Annotated in this window: 18 protein-coding genes; 15 read left to right on the top strand and 3 right to left on the bottom strand. The window is 65.2% G+C overall.

The window, feature by feature from the left end; all coding sequences use genetic code 11:
• Positions 1–71: 71 nt before the first annotated feature.
• The 9 genes from zapE (at position 72) to ACQR07_RS29950 (ending at position 12,109) form a co-directional block, all read left to right on the top strand.
• Entirely contained in the window at positions 72–1,253 is a 1,182-nt protein-coding gene (gene zapE, locus ACQR07_RS29990) for a cell division protein ZapE (protein ID WP_434905686.1), read from the top strand.
• Between the two features lie 227 nt (positions 1,254–1,480).
• Positions 1,481–2,449 carry a malate dehydrogenase gene (mdh, locus tag ACQR07_RS29985; RefSeq protein WP_434866441.1) on the top strand — a complete coding sequence of 323 codons (969 nt, stop codon included), beginning with the start codon at positions 1,481–1,483 and terminating at the stop codon, positions 2,447–2,449.
• Between the two features lie 126 nt (positions 2,450–2,575).
• On the top strand, positions 2,576–3,772 hold the full coding sequence (gene sucC, locus ACQR07_RS29980; RefSeq protein ID WP_434866440.1) for an ADP-forming succinate--CoA ligase subunit beta: 1,197 nt from the start codon (positions 2,576–2,578) through the stop codon (positions 3,770–3,772).
• A 55-nt stretch (positions 3,773–3,827) separates the two neighbouring features.
• A complete protein-coding gene (gene sucD / locus ACQR07_RS29975) occupies positions 3,828–4,712 on the top strand; it encodes a succinate--CoA ligase subunit alpha (RefSeq protein ID WP_172112915.1) in 885 nt (294 codons plus the stop codon).
• A 137-nt stretch (positions 4,713–4,849) separates the two neighbouring features.
• Positions 4,850–7,807, top strand: coding sequence for a 2-oxoglutarate dehydrogenase E1 component (locus ACQR07_RS29970; protein WP_434905685.1), 2,958 nt, complete (start codon positions 4,850–4,852; stop codon positions 7,805–7,807).
• A gap of 141 nt (positions 7,808–7,948) precedes the next feature.
• Positions 7,949–9,172, top strand: a complete 1,224-nt coding sequence (odhB, locus tag ACQR07_RS29965; protein ID WP_434905684.1) for a 2-oxoglutarate dehydrogenase complex dihydrolipoyllysine-residue succinyltransferase — start codon at positions 7,949–7,951, stop codon at positions 9,170–9,172.
• Between the two features lie 67 nt (positions 9,173–9,239).
• Positions 9,240–9,986, top strand: coding sequence for an SDR family oxidoreductase (locus tag ACQR07_RS29960; protein WP_434905683.1), 747 nt, complete (start codon positions 9,240–9,242; stop codon positions 9,984–9,986).
• Between the two features lie 47 nt (positions 9,987–10,033).
• Positions 10,034–11,437, top strand: a complete 1,404-nt coding sequence (lpdA, locus tag ACQR07_RS29955) for a dihydrolipoyl dehydrogenase (RefSeq protein WP_434905682.1) — start codon at positions 10,034–10,036, stop codon at positions 11,435–11,437.
• Positions 11,438–11,566: 129 nt separating this feature from the next.
• Positions 11,567–12,109, top strand: coding sequence for a hypothetical protein (locus tag ACQR07_RS29950; RefSeq protein WP_434905681.1), 543 nt, complete (start codon positions 11,567–11,569; stop codon positions 12,107–12,109).
• Positions 12,110–12,187: 78 nt separating this feature from the next.
• On the opposite strand, the gene ACQR07_RS29945 is transcribed toward ACQR07_RS29950, so the two are convergent.
• Both ACQR07_RS29945 and ACQR07_RS29940 read right to left on the bottom strand, forming a co-directional pair.
• Positions 12,188–12,778 carry a DUF4337 domain-containing protein gene (locus ACQR07_RS29945; protein WP_434866434.1) on the bottom strand — a complete coding sequence of 197 codons (591 nt, stop codon included), beginning with the start codon at positions 12,776–12,778 and terminating at the stop codon, positions 12,188–12,190.
• Positions 12,779–12,860: 82 nt separating this feature from the next.
• On the bottom strand, positions 12,861–13,763 hold the full coding sequence (locus ACQR07_RS29940) for a tyrosine recombinase XerC (RefSeq protein WP_434905785.1): 903 nt from the start codon (positions 13,761–13,763) through the stop codon (positions 12,861–12,863).
• Between the two features lie 306 nt (positions 13,764–14,069).
• Between ACQR07_RS29940 and ACQR07_RS29935 the strand changes: the two genes are divergently transcribed.
• A complete protein-coding gene (locus ACQR07_RS29935) occupies positions 14,070–16,280 on the top strand; it encodes a primosomal protein N' (RefSeq protein ID WP_434905680.1) in 2,211 nt (736 codons plus the stop codon).
• 122 nt (positions 16,281–16,402) lie between these two features.
• On the opposite strand, the gene ACQR07_RS29930 is transcribed toward ACQR07_RS29935, so the two are convergent.
• Positions 16,403–16,951 (bottom strand): septal ring lytic transglycosylase RlpA family protein, encoded by a 549-nt coding sequence (locus ACQR07_RS29930; RefSeq protein WP_434905679.1) that lies wholly within the window; start codon positions 16,949–16,951, stop codon positions 16,403–16,405.
• A gap of 660 nt (positions 16,952–17,611) precedes the next feature.
• On the opposite strand from ACQR07_RS29930, the gene ACQR07_RS29925 reads away from it, so the two are divergent.
• The 5 genes from ACQR07_RS29925 (at position 17,612) to ACQR07_RS29905 (ending at position 22,776) form a co-directional block, all read left to right on the top strand.
• Positions 17,612–18,172: a F0F1 ATP synthase subunit delta gene (locus tag ACQR07_RS29925; protein WP_434866648.1), complete on the top strand. Its 561-nt coding sequence runs from the start codon at positions 17,612–17,614 to the stop codon at positions 18,170–18,172.
• Positions 18,172–19,704, top strand: a complete 1,533-nt coding sequence (atpA, locus tag ACQR07_RS29920) for a F0F1 ATP synthase subunit alpha (RefSeq protein ID WP_434905678.1) — start codon at positions 18,172–18,174, stop codon at positions 19,702–19,704. The genes ACQR07_RS29925 and atpA overlap by 1 nt, the downstream gene beginning before the upstream one ends.
• Positions 19,705–19,859: 155 nt before the next feature.
• Complete coding sequence (locus ACQR07_RS29915) at positions 19,860–20,738, top strand: F0F1 ATP synthase subunit gamma (RefSeq protein WP_434905677.1); 879 nt, start codon at positions 19,860–19,862, stop codon at positions 20,736–20,738.
• A gap of 95 nt (positions 20,739–20,833) precedes the next feature.
• Complete coding sequence (gene atpD, locus ACQR07_RS29910) at positions 20,834–22,276, top strand: F0F1 ATP synthase subunit beta (RefSeq protein WP_434905676.1); 1,443 nt, start codon at positions 20,834–20,836, stop codon at positions 22,274–22,276.
• A gap of 92 nt (positions 22,277–22,368) precedes the next feature.
• Positions 22,369–22,776 carry a F0F1 ATP synthase subunit epsilon gene (locus ACQR07_RS29905; RefSeq protein WP_434905675.1) on the top strand — a complete coding sequence of 136 codons (408 nt, stop codon included), beginning with the start codon at positions 22,369–22,371 and terminating at the stop codon, positions 22,774–22,776.

Genomic DNA, 22,776 nt, shown 5'->3' with positions numbered 1-22,776 from the left:
CCCGGCTGCATGGCGGCTTCCACCATTTGCGGATTGCATTTTCCGTTAGTCTCATGACCTAGAGTGGGCTCATGCTGTCCACTCCCTCAGACGCGTTCCGCGCGCAATACCAGTCGCTGGTCGACACCGGTGCGATCGAGGCCGACCCGGCCCAGGCCGAGGTCGCCGACGCACTGGCCGCGCTGGAGCGCCGCCTTTCGACCTACAAGCCGACGCGCAAGCAAGGTTTGTTCGGCCGCCTTTTTGCCGACAAGAGCGAGCCGCCGAATGGCCTCTATGTCCATGGCGAAGTCGGGCGCGGCAAGACCATGCTGATGGACCTGTTCTTCCAGAACTGTCCGGTCGAGCACAAGCGCCGCGCGCATTTTCACGAGTTCATGGCCGAGGTGCACGAGCGCATCTACGGCTATCGCCAGAACATCGCGCGTGGCGAGCTTGCCGACGGCGACGTCATAGGACTGACGGCGCAGGCGATCTTCGATCAGGCCTGGCTGCTGTGCTTCGACGAATTCCACGTCACCGACATCGCCGACGCCATGATCCTGGGGCGTCTGTTCGCCAAGCTGTTCGAGCTCGGCACCGTCGTCGTGGCGACCTCGAACGTCGCTCCGGAAGATCTCTACAAAGGCGGCCTCAACCGCGCGCTGTTCCTGCCCTTCATCAAGCAGATTGCCGATCACATGGACGTCGTGCGGCTCGATGCGCGCACCGATTTCCGGCTGGAGAAGCTGGCGGGCGTGAAGATGTGGCTGGTGCCGCCCGGTGTCGATGCCCGTACGGCGCTCGACAACGCATGGGCGCGGCTCACCGGCCACGCCAAGTGCAAGTCGCGGGACATGACCATCAAGGGGCGTATCCTGCACGTGCCATGCTCGGCCAACGGCGTGGCTCGCTTCGGTTTTGCCGACCTGTGCGAGAAGCCGCTCGCAGCCTCGGACTATCTGCGGCTCGCGCACGACTACCACACCATCCTGATCGACGACATTCCGGTGATGGATCTGGCCGAGCGCAACGCCGCCAAGCGCTTCATCACCTTGATCGACACGCTCTACGACAATGCCGTGAAGCTGATCGCCTCTGCCGAAGCCGACCCGATCTCGCTCTACGTCGCGACCGAGGGCATCGAAGCCATGGAGTTCAAGCGCACATCGTCGCGCCTGATCGAGATGGGCTCGGAGTCGTATCTGGCGCTGCCTCACGGACGGAAGGACTCCGCCGCATCCGGGACTTCTACGGGTCTGGTCGAAACCTGACAAACAAGGATCCAACCGGCAGCACCCGCCGCCGGGCAGATGGCCGCGAAAAGGCCACGTCAATCATGCTGAAAGGATCATCAGCGCCCGTCGCCCGGTCCTGATCGAAATCAAGGCACGCCCGTCAATTGGCCATAGCGTGACTTGAACGGCCGGGGCGAAAGGGATAACCACCCAGTCGACTTTTCAACCTCCCTCACTCCTTCGGGTTCAAAGGAAAATTTGCCATGGCGCGCGACAAGATTGCTTTGATTGGCTCCGGTCAGATCGGCGGAACGCTGGCTCACCTCGTCGGCCTCAAGGAGCTCGGCGACGTCGTGATGTTCGACATTGCCGAAGGCGTCCCGCAGGGCAAGGCGCTCGACATCGCCCAGTCCTCGCCGGTTGACGGCTTCGACGCGCACTACTCCGGCGCCAACTCCTACGAGGCGCTCGACAACGCCAAGGTGTGCATTGTGACCGCCGGCGTGCCGCGCAAGCCGGGCATGAGCCGCGACGATCTCTTGTCGATCAATCTCAAGGTCATGGAGCAGGTCGGCGCCGGCATCAAGAAGTATGCCCCCGACGCGTTCGTCATCTGCATCACCAACCCGCTCGATGCGATGGTCTGGGCGCTGCAGAAGGCCTCCAACCTTCCGGCGAAGAAGGTCGTCGGCATGGCCGGCGTGCTCGATTCCGCCCGCTTCCGCTACTTCCTGGCCGATGAGTTCAACGTCTCGGTCGAGGACGTCACCGCCTTCGTGCTCGGCGGCCATGGCGACACCATGGTGCCGCTGACCAAGTACTCCACCGTTGCCGGCATTCCGCTGCCGGATCTCGTCAAGATGGGCTGGACCTCGCAGGCACGCATCGACGAGATCGTCGACCGCACCCGCAACGGCGGCGCCGAGATCGTCAACCTGCTCAAGACCGGCTCGGCCTACTACGCACCGGCGGCGTCGGCGATCGCGATGGCCGAGAGCTATCTGCGCGACAAGAAGCGCGTGCTGCCCTGCGCCGCCCATCTCAACGGCGAGTTCGGCGTCAAGGACATGTATGTCGGCGTGCCGGTTGTCATCGGCTCGAAGGGTGTCGAGCGCATCGTCGAGATCGAGCTCGCCGGCAAGGATCGCGAGGCGTTCGACAAGTCCGTCGCAGCCGTCCAGGGCCTGGTCGACGCCTGCAAGAAGATCGCGCCCGACCTGCTCGGCCGCTGACCATTGTAGCGGCGGGCCGCAAGACCCGCTGAGATCGAGTTGCAGGATGCTTGGTATATGGTATACCAAGCATCCACAGAACAATTCCAGACGTCACCCCTTCGCGGGTTTGGGGAGCAAGCGCTTATGAACATTCACGAATATCAGGCCAAGGCACTGCTGCACGAGTTCGGCGTGCCGATTTCCAAGGGCGTGCCGGTTCTCCGTCCGGAGGACGCGGATGCGGCGGCTAAGACGCTCGGCGGTCCGGTCTGGGTCGTGAAGAGCCAGATCCACGCCGGTGGCCGTGGCAAGGGCAAGTTCAAGGAGGCCTCGGCCGGCGACAAGGGCGGCGTTCGCCTCGCCAAGTCGATCGACGAGGTCAACGCGTTCGCCAAGCAGATGCTCGGTGCGACCCTGGTGACCGTGCAGACCGGCCCCGATGGCAAGCAGGTCAACCGCCTCTACATCGAGGACGGCTCCGACATCGACAAGGAATTCTATCTGTCTCTGCTGGTCGATCGCGAGACCTCGAAGGTCGCGTTCGTCGTCTCGACCGAAGGCGGCGTCAACATCGAGGACGTGGCCCACAGCACGCCTGAAAAGATCATCACCTTCTCGGTCGATCCGGCCACCGGCGTCATGGGCCATCACGGCCGCGCCGTCGCCAAGGCGCTGAAGCTCTCCGGTGACCTCGCCAAGCAGGCCGAGAAGCTCACCACCCAGCTCTACAACGCGTTCGTCGCCAAGGACATGGCGATGCTGGAGATCAACCCGCTGGTCGTCACCAAGCAGGGCCAGCTCCGCGTGCTCGACGCCAAGGTGTCGTTCGACTCCAACGCGCTGTTCAAGCATCCCGAGGTCGTCGCGCTGCGCGACGAGACCGAGGAGGACGCCAAGGAGATCGAGGCCTCGAAGTACGACCTCAACTACGTCACGCTCGACGGCACCATCGGCTGCATGGTCAATGGCGCCGGCCTCGCCATGGCGACGATGGACATCATCAAGCTGTACGGCATGGAGCCCGCCAACTTCCTCGACGTCGGCGGCGGCGCCAGCAAGGAGAAGGTCGCGGCTGCCTTCAAGATCATCACCGCCGATCCGAACGTGAAGGGCATCCTGGTCAACATCTTCGGCGGCATCATGAAGTGCGATGTCATCGCCGAGGGCGTCGTGGCCGCGGTCAAGGAAGTCGGCCTGAAGGTGCCGCTGGTGGTGCGCCTCGAAGGCACCAATGTCGATCTCGGCAAGAAGATCATCAGCGAGTCCGGTCTGAACGTGCTGCCCGCCGACAATCTCGACGACGCCGCGCAGAAGATCGTCAAGGCCGTCAAGGGAGGCTGAGCGCCGCTTCGGGCGCTCGCTTCGACCTCACCGCAACGCTTTTAGAGAAAGCACGATGTCCATCCTCATCGACAAGAACACCAAGGTCATCTGCCAGGGTTTCACCGGCAAGAACGGCACCTTCCACTCCGAGGCGGCGATCGCCTACGGCACCAAGATGGTCGGCGGCACCTCGCCGGGCAAAGGCGGCTCGACCCATCTCGGCCTGCCCGTCTTCGACACCGTCAAGGAGGCCCGCGAGGCCACCGGCGCCGACGCCTCGGTGATCTACGTGCCGCCGCCGGGCGCTGCGGACGCGATCTGCGAAGCCATCGACGCCGAGGTGCCGCTGATCGTCTGCATCACCGAGGGTATCCCGGTGCTGGACATGGTCCGCGTCAAGCGCTCGCTTGTGGGCTCCAAGTCGCGCCTGATCGGGCCGAACTGCCCGGGCGTCATGACCGCCGGCGAGTGCAAGATCGGCATCATGCCGGCCAACATCTTCAAGCCCGGCTCGGTCGGCATCGTGTCGCGCTCCGGCACACTGACCTATGAAGCCGTGTTCCAGACCACGTCGGAAGGCCTCGGCCAGACCACGGCGGTCGGCATCGGCGGCGACCCGGTCAAGGGCACCGAGTTCATTGACATGCTCGAGATGTTCCTGGCCGACCCCAAGACCACCTCGATCATCATGATCGGCGAGATCGGCGGTTCGGCCGAGGAGGACGCGGCGCAGTTCATCAAGGACGAGGCCAAGCGCGGCCGCAAGAAACCGATGGTGGGATTCATCGCCGGTGTCACCGCCCCTCCCGGCCGCCGCATGGGCCACGCGGGTGCGATCATCTCGGGCGGCAAGGGCGATGCTGGCTCGAAGACGGCCGCGATGGAAGCGGCTGGTATTACAGTGTCTCCCTCGCCGGCGCGCCTTGGCAAGACGCTTGTCGAAAAGTTGAAATCCTGATTCAGGACTTAGTGCTTTTCGGCGCGAATATTTACAAAGAATAAGGTAAACCGTCCTAACCCGAGCCTGACCCCTTTTCACAGGGGTCAGGCATTGCGCCGTTTTGATGGGCGCATCGAAATTACCAGGACGCTACCATGTCTCGCCAAGATGCGAACGCCGCCTTCGCCCTGTCGTCTTTTCTGCAGGGCACCAATGCCACCTACATCGATGAGATCTACGCGCGCTACGAGAAGGACCCCGCTTCGGTCGACCCGGAGTGGCAGGAGTTCTTCAAGAGCCTGAAGGACGCGCCGGCCGACGTTCAGAAGAACGCCTCGGGCCCCTCCTGGGCGCGCAACAACTGGCCGGTCTCCCCCCGCGACGAATTGACGTCCGCGCTCGACGGCAACTGGGCCGTGGTGGAGAAGAAGGTCGGCGAGAAGATTTCGCAGAAGGCGCAGACCAGGGGCGTCGAATTGTCGCCGGCCGACGTCAACCAGGCCACCCGCGACTCTGTCCGCGCGTTGATGCTGATCCGCGCCTACCGCATGCGTGGCCACTTTCACGCCAAGCTCGATCCCCTCGGCATCGAGGCGCCGAAGAACCGCGAGGAGCTCGACCCGCGTTCCTATGGCTTCACCGAGGCCGACTACGACCGCAAGATCTTCCTCGATCACGTGCTGGGCCTCGAATACGGCTCCTTGCGCGAGATTGTCGCGATCTGCGAGCGCACCTACTGCCAGACGCTCGGCGTCGAGTTCATGCACATTACCAACGCGGCGCAGAAGGCCTGGATCCAGGAGCGCATCGAGGGTCCGGACAAGGAGATCTCGTTCACCCGCGAGGGTCGCCGCGCCATCCTGCAGAAGCTGATCGAGTCTGAGGGCTTCGAGAAGTTCTGCGACGTCAAGTTCACCGGCACCAAGCGCTTCGGCCTCGACGGCGGCGAGTCGCTGATCCCGGCGCTGGAGCAGATCATCAAGCGCGGCGGCAATCTCGGCGTGAAGGAGATCGTGCTCGGCATGCCGCATCGCGGCCGCCTCAACGTGCTGACCCAGGTGATGGGCAAGCCGCATCGCGCGCTGTTCCACGAGTTCAAGGGCGGCTCGGCCAATCCCGACGCGGTCGAAGGCTCCGGCGACGTCAAGTATCACCTCGGCGCCTCCTCGGATCGCGAGTTCGACGGCAACCGCATCCATCTGTCGCTGACTGCGAACCCGTCGCATCTCGAGATCGTCGATCCCGTCGTGCTCGGCAAGGTCCGCGCCAAGCAGGACCAGCACGGCGATCCGCCTGATATGCGCATCTCGGTGCTGCCGCTGCTGATGCATGGCGACGCCGCGTTTGCCGGCCAGGGCGTCGTGGCCGAGTGCTTCGCGCTGTCCGATCTGAAGGGCTACCGGACAGGTGGCTCGATTCATTTCATCGTCAACAACCAGATCGGCTTCACGACCTATCCGCGGTACTCGCGGTCGTCGCCCTATCCGTCCGACGTCGCCAAGATGATCGACGCGCCGATCTTCCATGTGAACGGCGACGATCCGGAGGCGGTGGTGTTCGCGGCCAAGGTCGCGATCGAGTTCCGGCAGAAATTCCACAAGCCCGTCGTCATCGACATGTTCTGTTACCGCAGGCATGGCCACAACGAGGGTGACGAGCCGGCCTTCACCCAGCCGGTGATGTACAAGAAGATCGGCGCCCATCCGTCGACCCTGGAGATCTACTCCAAGCGGCTGGTCGCCGAGGGCGTGATGACCGAGGGCGAGGTCGACAAGGCCAAGGCCGATTGGCGCGCCCGTCTCGATGCCGAATTCGAGGCCGGCACGTCCTATCGTCCGAACAAGGCCGACTGGCTCGACGGCAAGTGGGCGGGCTTCAAGTCCGCCGACCAGGAGGAAGAGGCGCGCCGCGGCGTGACCGGCGTCGAGCTCGATCGGCTGCAGGAGATCGGCCGCAAGATCACCAAGGTGCCGGACGGCTTCCGGCCGCACCGCACGATCCAGCGCTTCCTCGAAAACCGCGCCAAGGCGATCGAGAGCGGCATCGGCCTGGACTGGGCGACCGGCGAGGCGCTGGCGTTCTGCTCGCTGCTGCTCGAAGGCCACAAGGTTCGCTTGTCGGGTCAGGACTGCGAGCGCGGCACGTTCTCGCAGCGCCACTCGGTGCTGATCGACCAGGAAGACGAGAGCCGCTACACGCCGTTCAACCATCTGGTCGCGCAGCAGGGCCACTTCGAGGTCATCAACTCTCTGCTGTCGGAAGAGGCCGTGCTTGGCTTCGAGTACGGCTACTCGCTGGCCGAGCCGACCGCGCTGACCTTGTGGGAGGCGCAGTTCGGCGACTTCGCCAACGGCGCGCAGGTGTTGTTCGACCAGTTCATCTCGTCCGGCGAGCGCAAATGGCTGCGCATGTCCGGCCTCGTCTGCCTCTTGCCGCATGGCTATGAGGGCCAGGGTCCGGAGCATTCGTCGGCGCGCCTCGAGCGCTATCTGCAGCTCTGCGCCGAGGACAACATGCAGGTGGTCTACCCGACCACGCCGGCGAACTACTTCCACGTCATGCGCCGTCAGCTGCATCGCGAGATCCGCAAGCCGCTGATCGTGATGACGCCGAAGTCGCTGCTGCGCCACAAGCGCGCGGTGTCGCGGCTCGAGGAATTGGCCAAGGGCACGACGTTCCACCGCATCCTGTACGATGACGCCCAGATGCAGGCGGACGACAAGACCAAGCTGGTGCCGGACGATCAGATCCGCCGCATCGTGCTGTGCTCGGGCAAGGTCTATTACGACCTCTACGACGAGCGCGAGAAGCGCGGGCTGAACGACATCTATCTGATGCGCATCGAGCAGCTCTATCCGGTGCCGCTCAAGGCGCTGGTCGCCGAGCTCGGACGCTTCAAGAACGCCGAAGTGGTGTGGTGCCAGGAAGAGCCGCGCAACATGGGCGCCTGGCATTTCATCGAGCCCTATATCGAGTGGGTGCTGAACCAGACCGGCGGCAAGAGCAAGCGTCCGCGCTATGCCGGCCGTGCCGCATCGGCTGCCACCGCCACGGGCCTGATGTCCAAGCATCTCGCCCAGCTGAAGGCGCTGCTCGACGAAGCCTTGAACTGACCTGCCTTTGAAGTGCGCCCCGCGATCTGCGGGGCGCGAGTACAAGTCCATCGCGTTGATCATCCGTGCCGCATCGCTTGCTCGCCGCAAGGCGATGGCGGACGGGCTTTATGACCGCACGGGTTATTGAGGATAAAGACAATGACTGACATTCGCGTTCCGACGCTTGGTGAATCCGTCACCGAAGCCACCATCGGCCGCTGGTTCAAGAAGGCCGGCGACGCGGTCGCGGTCGACGAGCCGCTCGTCGAGCTCGAGACCGACAAGGTCACGATCGAGGTGCCCGCGCCGTCGGCCGGCACGCTCGGCGAGATCATTGCCAAGGATGGCGAGACCGTCGCCGTCGGCGCGCTGCTCGGCCAGATCAACGATGGTGCTGTCGCCGCCAAGCCGGCTGCTACGGCTCCCGCTCCGGCGAAGCCCGTCGCCGCCGCTCCCGCGCCGGCCAAGGCGCTGCCCGCCGACACGCCGCAGGCGCCGTCGGTGCGCAAGCTCTCGGCCGAGAGCGGCGTCGACGCCACCACCGTGCCGGGCTCCGGCAAGGATGGCCGCGTCACCAAGGGCGACATGCTGGCCGCGATCGAGCGCGCGGCGTCGGCGCCGACTCCGGTCAATCAGCCGGCTGCGTCGGTGCAGGTCCGCGCGCCGTCGCCGGCCGACGATGCCGCGCGCGAAGAGCGCGTCAAGATGACCCGGCTGCGCCAGACCATCGCGCGCCGCCTCAAGGACGTGCAGAACACCGCCGCCATGCTGACGACCTTCAACGAGGTCGACATGACCAACGTGATGGCGCTGCGCAGCCAGTACAAGGACGTGTTCGAGAAGAAGCACGGCTCCAAGCTCGGCTTCATGGGCTTCTTCACCAAGGCGGTGGTGCAGGCGCTGAAGGACATCCCGGCCGTCAACGCCGAGATCGACGGCAGCGATCTGATCTACAAGAACTACTACCACATCGGCGTCGCCGTCGGCACCGACAAGGGCCTGGTCGTGCCGGTCGTGCGCGACTGCGACCACAAGTCGATCGCCGACATCGAGAAGGGCATCGCCGATTTCGGCCGCCGCGCCCGCGACGGCCAGCTCAAGATCGATGAGATGCAGGGCGGCACCTTCACGATCACCAATGGCGGAATCTACGGCTCGCTGATGTCGACCCCGATCCTGAACGCGCCGCAGTCCGGCATCCTCGGCATGCACAAGATCCAGGAGCGTCCGATCGTGATCGGCGGCAAGATCGAGATCCGTCCGATGATGTATCTGGCGCTGTCCTACGATCACCGCGTCATTGACGGCAAGGAAGCGGTGACCTTCCTGGTGCGCGTCAAGGAGAGCCTGGAGGATCCGGCGCGTCTGGTGCTGGATCTTTGAGCCTTAGCGACGACTTGACCACATGAGGCGCGCCCAAACAGCGCGCCTCAAACCTACGGGGGCCATCATGACCGACAGGGTTGCAGTGATCACCGGCGGCAGCCGCGGCATCGGCCGCGCCACCGCGATTGCCGCCGCATCACGCGGCTTCAAGATCGTGGTCGGCTACGCGTCGAACGAAGCGGCGGCGCAGAGCACGGTCGCGGCGATCGAGGCCAAGAACGGCAAGGCGATCGCGGTCAAATGCGATGTCGGCAGCGAGCACGACATTCTCACGCTGTTCAAGGCGGCCGACAAGTTCGGCACGCTGGGTGCGCTGATCAACAATGCCGGCATCGTCGGCCCGACCACGCGCGTCGACGAGATGAGCGCGGAGCGGATCGAGCGTTTGATGGCGGTCAATGTGACCGGCAGCATCCTGTGCGCAAGAGAGGCCGTGAAGCGGATGTCGACGCGGCACGGCGGCCAGGGCGGGGTGATCATCAACCTGTCGTCGGTCGCAGCCAAGCTCGGCTCGCCCAACACCTATGTCGACTACGCGGCGTCGAAGGGCGCGATCGATTCCTTCACCGTCGGTCTCGGCCATGAGGTCGCGAGCGAGGGCATCCGCGTCGCTGCGATCAGGCCCGGCCTGATCGACACTGAAATTCACGCCTCGGGAGGTGAGCCCGATCGCGCTCACCGCCTCGCCCCCAATGTGCCGATGAAGCGCGTCGGCACCGCGGAGGAAATCGCCAATGCCATCGTCTGGCTGCTGTCGGACGAGGCCTCCTATGTCACTTCGGCCATTCTCGACGTGTCGGGCGGACGCTGACGACCGTCACTATCTCAAGACTTGCTAGCTTTACGGAACATTCGATCATGGCATCCTACGATCTCGTCGTCATCGGCACCGGTCCCGGTGGTTATGTCTGCGCCATCCGCGCCGCACAGCTCGGCATGAAGGTGGCGGTGGTCGAGAAGAACGCCACCCTCGGCGGCACCTGTCTCAACGTCGGCTGCATGCCCTCGAAGGCGCTGCTGCACGCGTCCGAGCTGTTCGAGGAGGCCGGACACTCCTTCGCCAAGATGGGCATCAAGGTGTCGGCACCCGAAGTCGATCTGCCTGCGATGATGAACTTCAAGCAGCAGGGCATCGACGGCAACGTCAAGGGCGTCGAGTTCCTGATGAAGAAGAACAAGATCGACGTGCTCGTGGGCAAAGGCAAGATCCTCGGCACCGGCAAGCTTCAGGTCACCGGCAATGACGGCGCCACGCAGACCGTCGAGACCAAGAACATCGTGATCGCCACCGGCTCGGACATCGCGCGGCTGAAGGGCATCGAGATTGATGAGAAGCGCATCGTCTCCTCGACCGGCGCGCTGTCGCTGGACAAGGTGCCGTCGAGCCTGCTCGTGGTCGGCGCCGGCGTGATCGGGCTCGAGCTCGGTTCGGTGTGGCGCCGCCTCGGTGCCAAGGTCACCGTGGTCGAATTCCTCGACCGCATCCTGCCGGGCATGGATGGCGAGATCGCCAAGCAGTTCCAGCGCATCCTCGAGAAGCAGGGTTTTGCGTTCAAGCTCGGCGCCAAGGTCACTGGCGTCGACACGTCCGGTGCGACGCTCTCGGCCACGATCGAGCCCGCAGCGGGCGGCGCTGCCGAGAAGATCGAAGCCGACGTCGTGCTGGTGGCGATCGGCCGCGTGCCCTACACCGACGGTCTCGGCCTGCAGGAAGCCGGCGTCGTGCTGGACAACCGCGGCCGCGTCCAGATCGATCACCATTTCGCGACCAGCGTGCCCGGCGTCTACGCCATCGGCGACGTCGTCGCGGGTCCGATGCTCGCGCACAAGGCCGAGGATGAAGGCGTGGCTGTCGCTGAAATTCTGGCCGGCCAGGCCGGCCACGTGAACTACGACATCATTCCGGGCGTCGTCTACACCACCCCGGAGGTCGCCTCGGTCGGCAAGACGGAGGACGAACTCAAGCAGGCGGGCGTCGCTTATACCGTCGGCAAGTTCCCCTTTACCGCCAACGGCCGCTCCAAGGTCAACCAGACGACTGACGGTTTCGTGAAGATCCTCGCAGATGCGAAAACCGATCGCGTGCTCGGCGCTCACATTATCGGCCGCGAAGCCGGGGAGATGATCCACGAAGCGGCCGTATTGATGGAGTTCGGTGGCTCTGCGGAGGATCTCGCCCGCACCTGCCACGCCCATCCGACGCGGTCGGAGGCCGTCAAGGAAGCGGCACTTGCGGTGGGCAAGCGCGCCATCCACATGTGACCGACGCCTGGGGGCGTGATCGGCAGGCGCGACAAAATGGCCCGCCGCTCACGCTGAACCAAACGGCAAGGTGTGAGGTCCTAACGTCATAGCGGCCTCATATCCGGGGCCTGGCGGAGATGGAGACCAATGCTGCGCCGCCTGCTTCAGCCGTTCTGGGTCCTGCTTGCGATCATCTTCCTGATCGAGGCTTGGCTGTGGGACCATCTTGAGCCGATCGTCGCGCGCGTCGTCGCCGCGATCCCGCTGCGTAGCCTGAAGCACTGGCTCGCCGCGCGCATCGAGACGCTGTCACCGGCGCTGACCCTGGTCGTCTTCGTCGTGCCCGTCGTGCTGCTGTTTCCGCTCAAGCTGCTCGGCATGTGGCTGTTGATGCACCATCAGTGGAAGCTGGCGCTCGTCGTCATCGTATTCGGCAAGATGGTCGGCGTCGGTATCACGGCTTTTATTTTCGACATCACGCGCGGCAAGCTGCTGCAGATGGGCTGGTTCGCCTGGCTGTACGACAACGTGCTGGCGCTGCGCAGCAAGGCGGCCGCTCTGGTCGATCCGATCAAGCAGCGTGTCCGTGACGTGCTGAAAGATCTGCTCCGCAGCAACACAAGCGGCTGGTCGGTTCGCGTGCTTCGCCAGATCCAGCGCTTCCGCCGCAGCGTACAGCAGGCACGGTGAGCGCGTCTACCTGCCGATCCCGGGATCAAGGCCAGTAGCCTTGAACCCGGGATGACGGCAGTCGTGCTGTCGGTCAGCTCAATGCAGATGCAGCAGATGCGGCTGGAAGAGCCCCAGCAGCGTCATGGCAATACCGATCAGCGCCAGACCGCCGGAGGCCCAGGCCAGGATCACCATTCCGGTGATGATCGTCGCCGAGGCCAGCACGATACCGATCTGGAACGCGGCCGACGCCAGCTCATAATGATGGTACTTCGCCGTCGCCTCGTCGCGCTCGTGCTCGGCATGCTTGGCGCGCTCCGCGAGCTGCTCGCTGCCTTCGCCGGTTTCCGGCTCCGAGCGGTAACGGGCTGCATTCTTCTGCCACTCGTCGATCTGCTTCTGCAGCGACGCCTTTGCTGCCTCGTCGGGCAGCGCCGGGAGGTTGAGCTTGCCCTGCTCGGCCGCCGTCTGCACCACGGTGCGGCGCACGGTCTTGGCCTGGAAGAAGGCCCACAGGTTGGACGCCTCGACGTTCTTGCTGATCGATTCGGTCTGCGCACCCTTGCCGAGCGTTTCCGACAGCGCCAGGAACAGCGCGATGATCGCGATCAGCAGCGCGATCTTCTTGTTCTCACCCGAGGCGTGCTCGGCGTGCTCCGCATGCTCCATGCTCTCATGTGCGCTCATCTGTTCCCCTCCGGATCAAGCGAGGGAGACGATTGCCGGAACCACGGTGGTCGCGCAAGGGAAACGATGTGACGGGACGGTGTCAGCGCCGCGGATGCGCCGACGCATAGACCTGCAGCAGGCGCTCCGCATCGATACCTGTATAGACCTGCGTGGTCGACAGCGAGGCGTGGCCGAGCAGCTCCTGGATCGCGCGCAGATCGCCGCCGCGCGACAGCAGATGCGTCGCAAAGGAATGGCGCAGCGCATGCGGTGTGGCGCTGTCGGGCAGGCCGAGCGCGCCGCGCAGCCGCTCCATCGCGAGCTGGATGATGCGTGGGCTGAGGGGGCCTCCCTTGGCGCCCAGGAACATCGGCCCGTCAGCAGCGAGCGGGTAAGGGCACAGCCGGGCATACTCGTCGATCAACGCGAGCACGTTCTGCAGCACCGGCACCATGCGCGTCTTGTTGCCCTTGCCGGTGACGATCAGTACGTCGCCTTCGCCGGCGCGTGGCACCTCGCGGCGCTTCAGGCCGAGCGCCTCGGAGATGCGCAGGCCGGAGCCGTAGAGCAGAGCCATCACGGCGGCGTCGCGCGCGAGCACCCAGGTCTCGCGGGTCTCGCCGGCACGCTCGTCGGCATCGGCGAGGCGCTTGGCGGCATCCATCGGCAACGGCTTCGGCAGGCTCTTGGCGATCTTGGGTGCGCGCACGCCGGAGAGCGCGCCGACCTTGCCCTGGCCCTCGCGCTCGAGAAAGCGGCCGAACGAGCGCAGCCCCGCCAGCGTCCGCATCAGCGAGCGTCCGGCGATGTCATCGGCGCGGCGCATCGCCAGGAAGGCGCGGATGTCGGCGGCCTCGAGCGCGGCGAAGCGCGCCAGCGTGACCGGCTCGCCCCAGTGCGTGCAGAGGAATTGCAGGCATTGCCGGAGGTCGCGCGCATAGGCCTCGACCGTCTTCGGCGACAACCGCCGCTCGCTGCGCAGATGCGCCAGCCACTGCATCATGGCGCGGACGACGCCGTCGTCGGCGCCGATGAGGTCGGTGAGCTCCGGCTCTTTCTCACGAACTCCTGTCGTCTTTGCCATAGCGCGTCGCCAGTGCCTGCCGATCCATCGTGTGGACGATGTCGAACGCATTCGGCGGCAAGGTCGGTGCACCCTCTCCCCTTGTGGGAGAGGGTGCACGGCAGATGCCGAAAGTGCTCGACCTCATCTAAGGACAATCCCATATATCGCATCCTCGTCCTTTACCGTTCGCTAACTTTGCCGGGCGGCTTTCGCTTCCATCCGAGCAAGGCTATCTCCGGCCACATGGACCGCCCGACCGATCTCTTTCCAGGTGCAGCCAGCACGGCCGGCGTGGTCGACGTGCTGGTTCCGGTCGCGCTCGACCACACCTATTCGTACCGCGTGCCGCGCGGCATGGCGCTGAAGCCGGGCGATGTGGTCGGCGTGCCGCTGGGGCCGCGCGAGGTGCTGGCGGTGGTGTGGGCGGAGAACGCCAATCCCGATCCGCGGCTGCACAACCGGCTCAAGGACGTCAGCGAGAAACTCGACGTGCCGCCGCTCAAGCCGGAGCTGCGGTCGCTGGTCGACTGGGTCGCCAATTACACGCTGTCGCCGCGCGGCATGGTGCTGCGCATGGCCCTGCGCATGGGCGAGCAGCTCGGCCCGGAGCGTGTCCGGCTCGGCGTGAGGTTGGTCGGCGAGCCGCCGAAGCGGCTGACTCCGGCGCGCCGCCGGGTCATCGAGGCCGTGTCGGACGGCCTGCTGCATGGCAAGTCCGACCTGGTCCGCGAGATCGGCGTCTCCGCCAGCGTCATCGACGGTCTGGTCGATGAGGGCACGCTCACGGTCGAAGCGATGCCCCGCGCACTGCCGCCGCCGGCGCCCGATCCGTCCTTCGCCCAGCCGGAGTTCTTCGACGCCCAGCTGGCCGGCGTCGAGGCGATGCGGGAGCTCGCCGTCAATGGCGGCTTCCAGGTCGCGCTGCTCGACGGCGTCACCGGCTCCGGCAAGACCGAGGTGTATTTCGAGGCCGTGGCCGAGACGGTCCGACGCGGCCGGCAGTCGCTGATCCTGATGCCGGAGATTTCGCTGACCGGGCAGTTTCTCGACCGCTTCTCGAAACGTTTCGGCGTGCGTCCGTTGGAATGGCATTCCGAGCTGACGCCGCGCACGCGACAGCGCAACTGGGCGGCGATTGCGGCCGGCGAGGCGCCGGTGGTGGTCGGCGCGCGTTCGGCGCTATTTTTGCCCTATGCCGACCTCGGCCTCATCGTCGTCGATGAGGAGCACGACCAGGCCTACAAGCAGGACGAGGGCGCCCATTATCACGCCCGTGACATGGCCGTGGTGCGCGGCCACATCGCCAAATTCCCGGTTGTGCTGGCCTCGGCGACGCCCTCGGTCGAGACCGAGGTCAATGCGCGCAAGGGCCGCTACCAGCGCGTCGCGCTGCCGTCGCGTTTCGGCGGCCAGCACATGCCGCACATCGAGGCTATCGATCTCAGGCGTGAGCCGCCGCCGCGCGGCCGCTACGTCTCGCCGCGGCTGGCGGGGGAGATCCGCACCGCGATCGAGCGCGGCGAGCAGGCGCTGCTGTTCCTGAACCGGCGCGGCTATGCCCCGCTCACCCTGTGCCGCGCCTGCGGCCACCGCTTCGCCTGCACGATCTGCGACGCCTGGCTGGTCGATCACCGCTTCCGCCAGCGGCTGGTCTGCCATCATTGCGGGTTCTCGATGGGGAGGCCGCCGACCTGTCCGCATTGCGCGGCCGAGGAATCGCTGGTCGCCGTCGGCCCAGGCGTGGAGCGGCTGCAGGAGGAAGCGGCGGCGCTGTTTCCCGACGCCCGCAGCATGGTGCTGTCGAGCGACCTGATCACCTCGATCGAGACCATGCGCGCCGAGCTGACCGAGATCGCGGAGGGCCGCGTCGACCTGATCATCGGCACCCAGCTCGTCGCCAAGGGACACAATTTCCCGCGGCTCAATCTGGTCGGCGTGGTCGATGCTGATCTTGGCCTCGGCAACGGCGATCCGCGCGCCGCCGAGCGCACCTGGCAGCTCCTCAACCAGGTGATTGGCCGCGCCGGCCGCGAGCAGGGCCGGGGCCGCGGCTACCTGCAGACCCACCAGCCCGAGCATCCGGTGATGAAGGCGCTGGTCGCCTGCGACCGCGAGGCCTTCTACACCAGCGAGATTGAGGCCCGCGAGCGCACCGGCTATCCGCCGTTCGGACGGCTGGCGAGCCTGATCATCTCGGCCGGCGACCGGCCCACGGCGGAGGGCTTTGCAAGACGATTGGTGGCGTCAGCGCCGCGTGAGGAGGGGGTACTGCTGCTCGGCCCGGCCGAAGCCCCGCTCGCCGTCATCAAGGGCCGCTACCGTTTCCGGCTGCTGCTCAAGTCGGCGCGCAATTTCGATCTGTCGGATTACCTGCGCCACTGGCTGGCGCACGCGGAGAAGCCCAGGGGCAATCTCAAGCTCGAGGTCGACGTCGACCCGCAGAGCTTCCTGTAGCGATTTGCACCGCTCTCTCCACCGTCATTGCGAGGAGCGCAGCGACGAAGCAATCCAGAGTCCCGACGGGGCCCTGGATTGCTTCGCTGCGCTCGCAATGACGCGCGGATAGATGGGGTAGCTTACGACACGATCTCGGCGGTCACGCGGCCGACGCCGGCGCGGGTCAGGCCGATGGCGCGGGCGGCGCCGGTCGAGAGGTCGAGCACCCGGCCGCGGATGAACGGGCCGCGATCATTGACGGTGACGACGACACTCTGGCCGCCATGGGTGACGCGCAGCTTGGTGCCGAAAGGCAGCGAGCGGTGGGCGCAGGTCATCGCGTTGGCGTTCATGCGCTGGCCGGAGGCGGTGCGGCTGCCGGACTCGTTGCCGTAGTACGACGCGATGCCGGAGAAGCTGCGGCCGGTGCCGGATGACGGCGAGACCGACGCGTGGGCGTTCATCCAGGACGAGTTGTTCGACCAGCCATTCGCGAACGTGTTTGCCGCGGGCTCAGCGGCCTGGCGCGCCATGTGATGATGGTGATGGCGAGCATGATGATGATGGTGATGCCTGGACCGGGCCGAGGCTTCGGTGGTGGTGCCGCCGACGATCAGCGTAACGGCAATAGCGAGCGCGGTGCGCGAGCCGGCGATCTTGCCAGCCGAGAAGTTCTTCAGATTCAGCATCTCAGTCCCTCGAAACAGTATTGCTGCGTTCTGCAGCCAGTGGACCCCCGTCACGTGTTGAGGCGGGCGCCGTTTGGTGGGCCAATGAGGCATGAATGGGGCAGTAGATTTTGTTCCGTTTCGGCCAGATGATCTTGCGACTGTCTTTCAGAGCTAGGGAAAATTCCGTAATCCGATGGTTTAACGCTTCATTAACTTAAGAATACTTCGTGATACTGTTGACCGAAGTCTCCGTCACGCGTGCCAAGATGTCGGCAAGTAATGCGTGCCGGTGTCAGGCGACGGCCACCGCAGGTAAGAACCGGTAGTCAAGGGTTCTGAGGCATGGCGGCCATGCAGCAACAGCTGGAACGCTCTTTGGTTCAACGGTATCGAAGTCCGGCGAGTGTTGGGGCGAGCGGAGAGCTGAGACGGTCGCGTCGTGCTGCGGGGCGCGCTCTCGGTGCGGCGCGGCAACAAGGTGCCGAATAGCGGGCCACCGCTTGTTGCGGCTGCGCTTACGCTATGTTAGCAAAGCGCCGCTTTTCGTGATCAAGCTGCTCCCTGCGGCGATCGAAAATCAAAGTCCTGCTTGAATTCCAAGGGCTTAACTGGTTTGTGCTGCACCAGCGCGCCGGTTTCCCTCTTGTGGGTTGGGCACATATAAAAAAGAGCACGTCTGTGGCTGCTGAAGATCCCTCCGTATCCGGTGTGTCCGGACGTTACGCGACGGCCCTGTTTGAACTGGCCCGCGACGAAAAGTCCGTCGATACGGTCAAGGCCGATCTCGACAAGTTCAATGCCCTTCTCGATGAGAGCGCCGACCTCAAGCGTCTGGTCCGCAGTCCGGTGTTCGGCGCCGACGTGCAGCTGAAGGCGCTCAATGCCGTGCTCGACAAGGCCGGCATCAGTGGTGTCGCCGCCAACGTGCTGCGGGTGCTGACCACCAACCGCCGCCTGTTCGCGGTCTCCGACGTGATCCGCGCCTTCAACGCGCTGGTCGCCAAGTACAAGGGTGAGGCCACGGCCGACGTCACCGTCGCCGAGCCGCTCTCCGACAAGAATCTCGACGCCTTGAAGGCCTCACTGAAGACGGTGACCGGCAAGGACGTTGCGCTCAACGTGAAAGTGGATCCAGCGATCATCGGCGGGCTCGTCGTCAAGCTCGGCAGCCGGATGATCGACAGTTCGCTTCGCACCAAACTCAACTCGATCAAGCACGCGATGAAAGAGGCAGGCTGATGGACATCCGCGCCGCGGAAATTTCCGCGATCCTCAAGGACCAGATCAAGAATTTCGGGCAGGAAGCCGAAGTCACCGAAGTCGGACAGGTGCTGTCCGTCGGTGACGGTATCGCCCGCGTCTACGGTCTCGACAACGTCCAGGCCGGCGAGATGGTCGAGTTCGAGAACGGCACCCGCGGCATGGCGCTGAACCTCGAAACCGACAACGTCGGTATCGTCATCTTCGGCGCCGACCGCGAGATCAAGGAAGGCCAGACCGTCAAGCGCACCCGCGCCATCGTGGACGCGCCGGTCGGCAAGGGCCTGCTCGGCCGCGTCGTCGACGCGCTCGGCAACCCGATCGACGGCAAGGGCCCGATCCAGGCGACCGAGCGCAAGCGCGTCGACGTCAAGGCGCCCGGCATCATTCCGCGCAAGTCGGTCAACGAGCCGATGGCCACCGGCCTGAAGGCGATCGACGCCCTGATCCCGGTTGGCCGCGGCCAGCGCGAGCTGATCATCGGCGACCGTCAGACCGGCAAGACCGCGATCGCGCTCGATACCATCCTGAACCAGAAGCCGCTGAACGTTGCTGGCGCTCCCGAGAGCCAGAAGCTGTACTGCGTCTATGTCGCCGTCGGCCAGAAGCGCTCGACCGTCGCCCAGTTCGTCAAGGTGCTCGAAGAGCAGGGCGCGCTGGAATACTCGATCGTCGTCGCCGCGACCGCGTCTGATCCGGCGCCGATGCAGTATCTCGCGCCGTTCACCGGCTGCACCATGGGCGAGTACTTCCGCGACAACGGCATGCACGCCGTCATCATCTATGACGATCTGTCCAAGCAGGCCGTCGCCTACCGCCAGATGTCGCTGCTGCTGCGCCGCCCGCCGGGCCGCGAAGCCTATCCCGGCGACGTGTTCTACCTGCACTCCCGCCTGCTCGAGCGCGCCGCGAAGCTCGGCAAGGACCATGGTCTGGGTTCGTTGACCGCCCTGCCGGTCATCGAGACGCAGGCCAACGACGTGTCGGCCTACATCCCGACCAACGTCATCTCGATCACCGACGGCCAGATCTTCCTGGAGACGGACCTGTTCTTCCAGGGCATCCGCCCTGCCGTGAACGTCGGTCTGTCGGTGTCGCGCGTCGGCTCCTCGGCGCAGACCAAGGCGATGAAGAAGGTCGCCGGCAAGATCAAGGGCGAGCTGGCGCAGTACCGCGAGATGGCGGCGTTCGCGCAGTTCGGCTCCGACCTCGACGCCTCGACCCAGCGCCTCTTGAACCGCGGCTCGCGCCTGACCGAGCTCCTGAAGCAGCCGCAGTTCTCGCCGCTGAAGATGGAAGAGCAGGTCTGCGTGATCTGGGCCGGCACCAACGGCTATCTCGACGCGCTTCCGCTCGGCAAGGTTCGCGCCTTCGAGGACGGACTGCTGTCGGTGCTGCGCGGCAAGAACGCCGACCTGCTGAACGCGATCCGCGACAGCAAGGACCTGTCCGACGACAGCGCCGCCAAGCTGAAGGCGGTGGTCGAAGGCTTCGCCAAGACCTTCGCCTGATCGCGAAGGGACGGCCGGCTTCCAGCCGGCCATCCACGCCTTCGGGGTGGGACAACGTGACATCTCATGCCCGGCATCAGGCCGGGCATGACCAATCTCAGGGTTGAGCGGTCGGGTCTCCAGGGGATCGGCCGCCGGGGTGAGCTAGACGAACAATGGCGTCACTGAAAGACATGCGGGTCCGCATCGCCTCGACCAAGGCGACGCAGAAGATCACCAAGGCCATGCAGATGGTCGCCGCCTCCAAGCTGCGCCGCGCGCAGCAGGCGGCTGAGGCGGCGCGTCCCTATGCCGAGAAGATGGACGCCGTGATCTCCAACATCGCGAGCGCCACCATCGCTTCCGCTGGCGGGCCGAGCCTGCTCGCGGGCACCGGGCGCGACCAGGTGCATCTGCTGCTGGTCTGCACCGGTGAACGCGGCCTGTCCGGCGCGTTCAACTCCTCGATCGTGCGCCTGGCGCGTGAGCGTGCCCTCGCCCTGATGAACCAGGGCAAGGAAGTGAAGTTCTTCTGCGTCGGCCGCAAGGGCTACGAGCAGCTGCGCCGCCAGTTCGACAAGCAGATCGTCGAGCACCTGGACCTGCGCTCGGTGCGCCAGATCGGCTTCGCCAATGCGGATGACATCGCCAAGAAGGTGATCGCCCGCTTCGAGGCCGGCGAGTTCGATTTCTGCACCCTGTTCTACTCGCGCTTCCGCTCGGTGATCGCGCAGATCCCGACCGCGCAGCAGATCATTCCACTGGTCGTCGAGGCACGTGCCGCCAACGCGGCGCCGCTGGCGCCTTACGAATACGAGCCGGAGGAGGACGAGATCCTCGCCGGTCTCCTGCCTCGCAACCTGGCCGTCCAGATCTTCCGCGCGCTGCTCGAGAACAACGCCTCGTTCTACGGTGCGCAGATGTCGGCGATGGACAACGCCACCCGCAACGCCGGCGAGATGATCCGCAAGCAGACGCTGATCTACAACCGCACGCGTCAGGCGATGATCACCAAGGAACTGATCGAAATCATTTCGGGCGCCGAAGCGGTCTAACCGGATCGCGCAGCGCCCGTTGAAGCGCAACTTTGGAACATATCCCGGTCGAGCCGACCGTGGTTTCGTATACGGATCGTAAGGAGAGACACTCAATGGCTACCGCAGCCAACCAGATCGGTCGCATCACCCAGGTCATCGGCGCCGTCGTCGACGTGCAGTTCGAAGGTCACCTGCCGGCCATTCTCAATTCGCTCGAAACCAAGAATGGCGGCAACCGCCTGGTGCTCGAGGTCGCCCAGCATCTCGGTGAATCCACCGTGCGCGCGATCGCGATGGACACCACCGAGGGTCTGGTGCGCGGCCAGGAGGTGAGCGACACCGGTTCGCCGATTCGGGTTCCGGTCGGCGAAGGCACGCTCGGCCGCATCATGAACGTGATCGGCGAGCCGATCGACGAAGCCGGCCCGGTCAAGGCGGAAGGCCTGCGCCCGATCCACGCGGACGCGCCGAGCTACACCGACCAGTCGACGGAAGCTGAAATTCTCGTCACCGGCATCAAGGTCGTCGACCTCCTGGCGCCGTACGCCAAGGGCGGCAAGATCGGCCTGTTCGGCGGCGCCGGCGTCGGCAAGACCGTGCTGATCCAGGAGCTGATCAACAACGTCGCCAAGGCGCACGGTGGTTACTCGGTGTTCGCCGGCGTCGGCGAGCGTACCCGTGAGGGCAACGACCTCTATCACGAGTTCATCGAGTCCAAGGTCAACGCTGATCCGCACAATCCGGATCCGAGCGTCAAGTCGAAGTGCGCGCTGGTGTTCGGTCAGATGAACGAGCCGCCGGGCGCCCGCGCCCGCGTCGGTCTGACCGGTCTGACCGTCGCCGAGCACTTCCGCGACCAGGGCCAGGACGTGCTGTTCTTCGTCGACAACATCTTCCGCTTCACCCAGGCGGGCTCGGAAGTGTCGGCGCTGCTCGGCCGTATTCCTTCGGCCGTGGGTTATCAGCCGACGCTCGCCACCGACATGGGCGCGCTGCAGGAGCGCATCACCACCACCAACAAGGGCTCGATCACCTCGGTGCAGGCCATCTACGTGCCGGCCGACGACTTGACCGACCCGGCGCCGGCCACCTCGTTCGCCCACTTGGACGCCACCACCGTGCTCAACCGCGCGATCTCGGAAAAGGGCATCTATCCGGCGGTCGACCCGCTCGACTCGACCTCGCGCATGCTCTCACCGCTGGTCGTCGGTGAGGAGCACTACAACACGGCGCGCATGGTCCAGCAGATCCTCCAGCGCTACAAGTCGCTGCAGGACATCATCGCCATCCTGGGCATGGACGAGCTCTCGGAAGAGGACAAGCTGACGGTCGCCCGCGCCCGCAAGATCGAGCGCTTCCTGTCGCAGCCGTTCCACGTCGCCGAAATCTTCACCGGTTCGCCCGGCAAGTTCGTCGACCTCGCCGACACCATCAAGGGCTTCAAGGGCCTGTGTGAAGGCAAGTACGACCACCTCCCGGAGGCCGCCTTCTATATGGTCGGTAACATCGACGAGGCGGTCGAGAAGGGCAAGAAGCTGGCGGCGGAAGCCGCCTGAGACGCGAATAGCGAATAGGGAGTAGCGAATAGTCGTTCGCTGCTCCCTTCTTCCCTACTCGCCATTCGCTACTCGCTATTCGCAGGTTTTCCATGGCTACTTTCCACTTCGATCTCGTCTCGCCGGAAAAGATCGCCTTCTCGGGCGAGGTCGACCAGGTCGACGTCCCCGGCCAGGAGGGTGATTTCGGCGTGATGGCGGGCCACGCGCCGTTCGTCGCCACCTTGCGTCCGGGCGTGCTGACCGTCACGACCGGCGGATCGCAGCAGAAGATCATCGTGCTCGGCGGCCTCGCCGAGATCTCCGACAAGGGTCTGACGATTCTCGCCGACGTCGCGACGTCGCTGAAGGATCTGGACCACGCCGCCTTCGCCGCCGAGATCGCGGGCATGGAAGCCAAGCTCAACGAGAAGCAGGGCAACGAGCTCGATCGCGCGATCGAGCGGCTCGATCACTTCAAGACGATCCAGCAGCAGCTCAACACGACGGCGCTGCACTGA

Origin of the sequence: Bradyrhizobium sp. HKCCYLS20291 (assembly GCF_051167715.1) — a bacterium.
Taxonomy (GTDB): domain Bacteria; phylum Pseudomonadota; class Alphaproteobacteria; order Rhizobiales; family Xanthobacteraceae; genus Bradyrhizobium.
This window is presented reverse-complemented; position numbering and strand designations above follow the sequence as displayed.

Bases quoted from the DNA above. Each gene is read 5' to 3' on its own strand.
- zapE (WP_434905686.1), top strand. From the start codon at position 72: ATGCTGTCCACTCCCTCAGACGCGTTCCGCGCGCAATACCAGTCGCTG.
- atpD (WP_434905676.1), top strand. From the start codon at position 20,834: ATGGCTACCGCAGCCAACCAGATCGGTCGCATCACCCAGGTCATCGGC.
- atpA (WP_434905678.1), top strand. From the start codon at position 18,172: ATGGACATCCGCGCCGCGGAAATTTCCGCGATCCTCAAGGACCAGATC.
- ACQR07_RS29950 (WP_434905681.1), top strand. From the start codon at position 11,567: ATGCTGCGCCGCCTGCTTCAGCCGTTCTGGGTCCTGCTTGCGATCATC.
- ACQR07_RS29960 (WP_434905683.1), top strand. From the start codon at position 9,240: ATGACCGACAGGGTTGCAGTGATCACCGGCGGCAGCCGCGGCATCGGC.
- ACQR07_RS29915 (WP_434905677.1), top strand. From the start codon at position 19,860: ATGGCGTCACTGAAAGACATGCGGGTCCGCATCGCCTCGACCAAGGCG.
- sucD (WP_172112915.1), top strand. From the start codon at position 3,828: ATGTCCATCCTCATCGACAAGAACACCAAGGTCATCTGCCAGGGTTTC.
- ACQR07_RS29945 (WP_434866434.1), bottom strand. From the start codon at position 12,778: ATGAGCGCACATGAGAGCATGGAGCATGCGGAGCACGCCGAGCACGCC.
- ACQR07_RS29935 (WP_434905680.1), top strand. From the start codon at position 14,070: ATGGACCGCCCGACCGATCTCTTTCCAGGTGCAGCCAGCACGGCCGGC.
- sucC (WP_434866440.1), top strand. From the start codon at position 2,576: ATGAACATTCACGAATATCAGGCCAAGGCACTGCTGCACGAGTTCGGC.
- odhB (WP_434905684.1), top strand. From the start codon at position 7,949: ATGACTGACATTCGCGTTCCGACGCTTGGTGAATCCGTCACCGAAGCC.
- ACQR07_RS29940 (WP_434905785.1), bottom strand. From the start codon at position 13,763: ATGATGCAGTGGCTGGCGCATCTGCGCAGCGAGCGGCGGTTGTCGCCG.
- ACQR07_RS29970 (WP_434905685.1), top strand. From the start codon at position 4,850: ATGTCTCGCCAAGATGCGAACGCCGCCTTCGCCCTGTCGTCTTTTCTG.
- lpdA (WP_434905682.1), top strand. From the start codon at position 10,034: ATGGCATCCTACGATCTCGTCGTCATCGGCACCGGTCCCGGTGGTTAT.
- mdh (WP_434866441.1), top strand. From the start codon at position 1,481: ATGGCGCGCGACAAGATTGCTTTGATTGGCTCCGGTCAGATCGGCGGA.
- ACQR07_RS29905 (WP_434905675.1), top strand. From the start codon at position 22,369: ATGGCTACTTTCCACTTCGATCTCGTCTCGCCGGAAAAGATCGCCTTC.
- ACQR07_RS29930 (WP_434905679.1), bottom strand. From the start codon at position 16,951: ATGCTGAATCTGAAGAACTTCTCGGCTGGCAAGATCGCCGGCTCGCGC.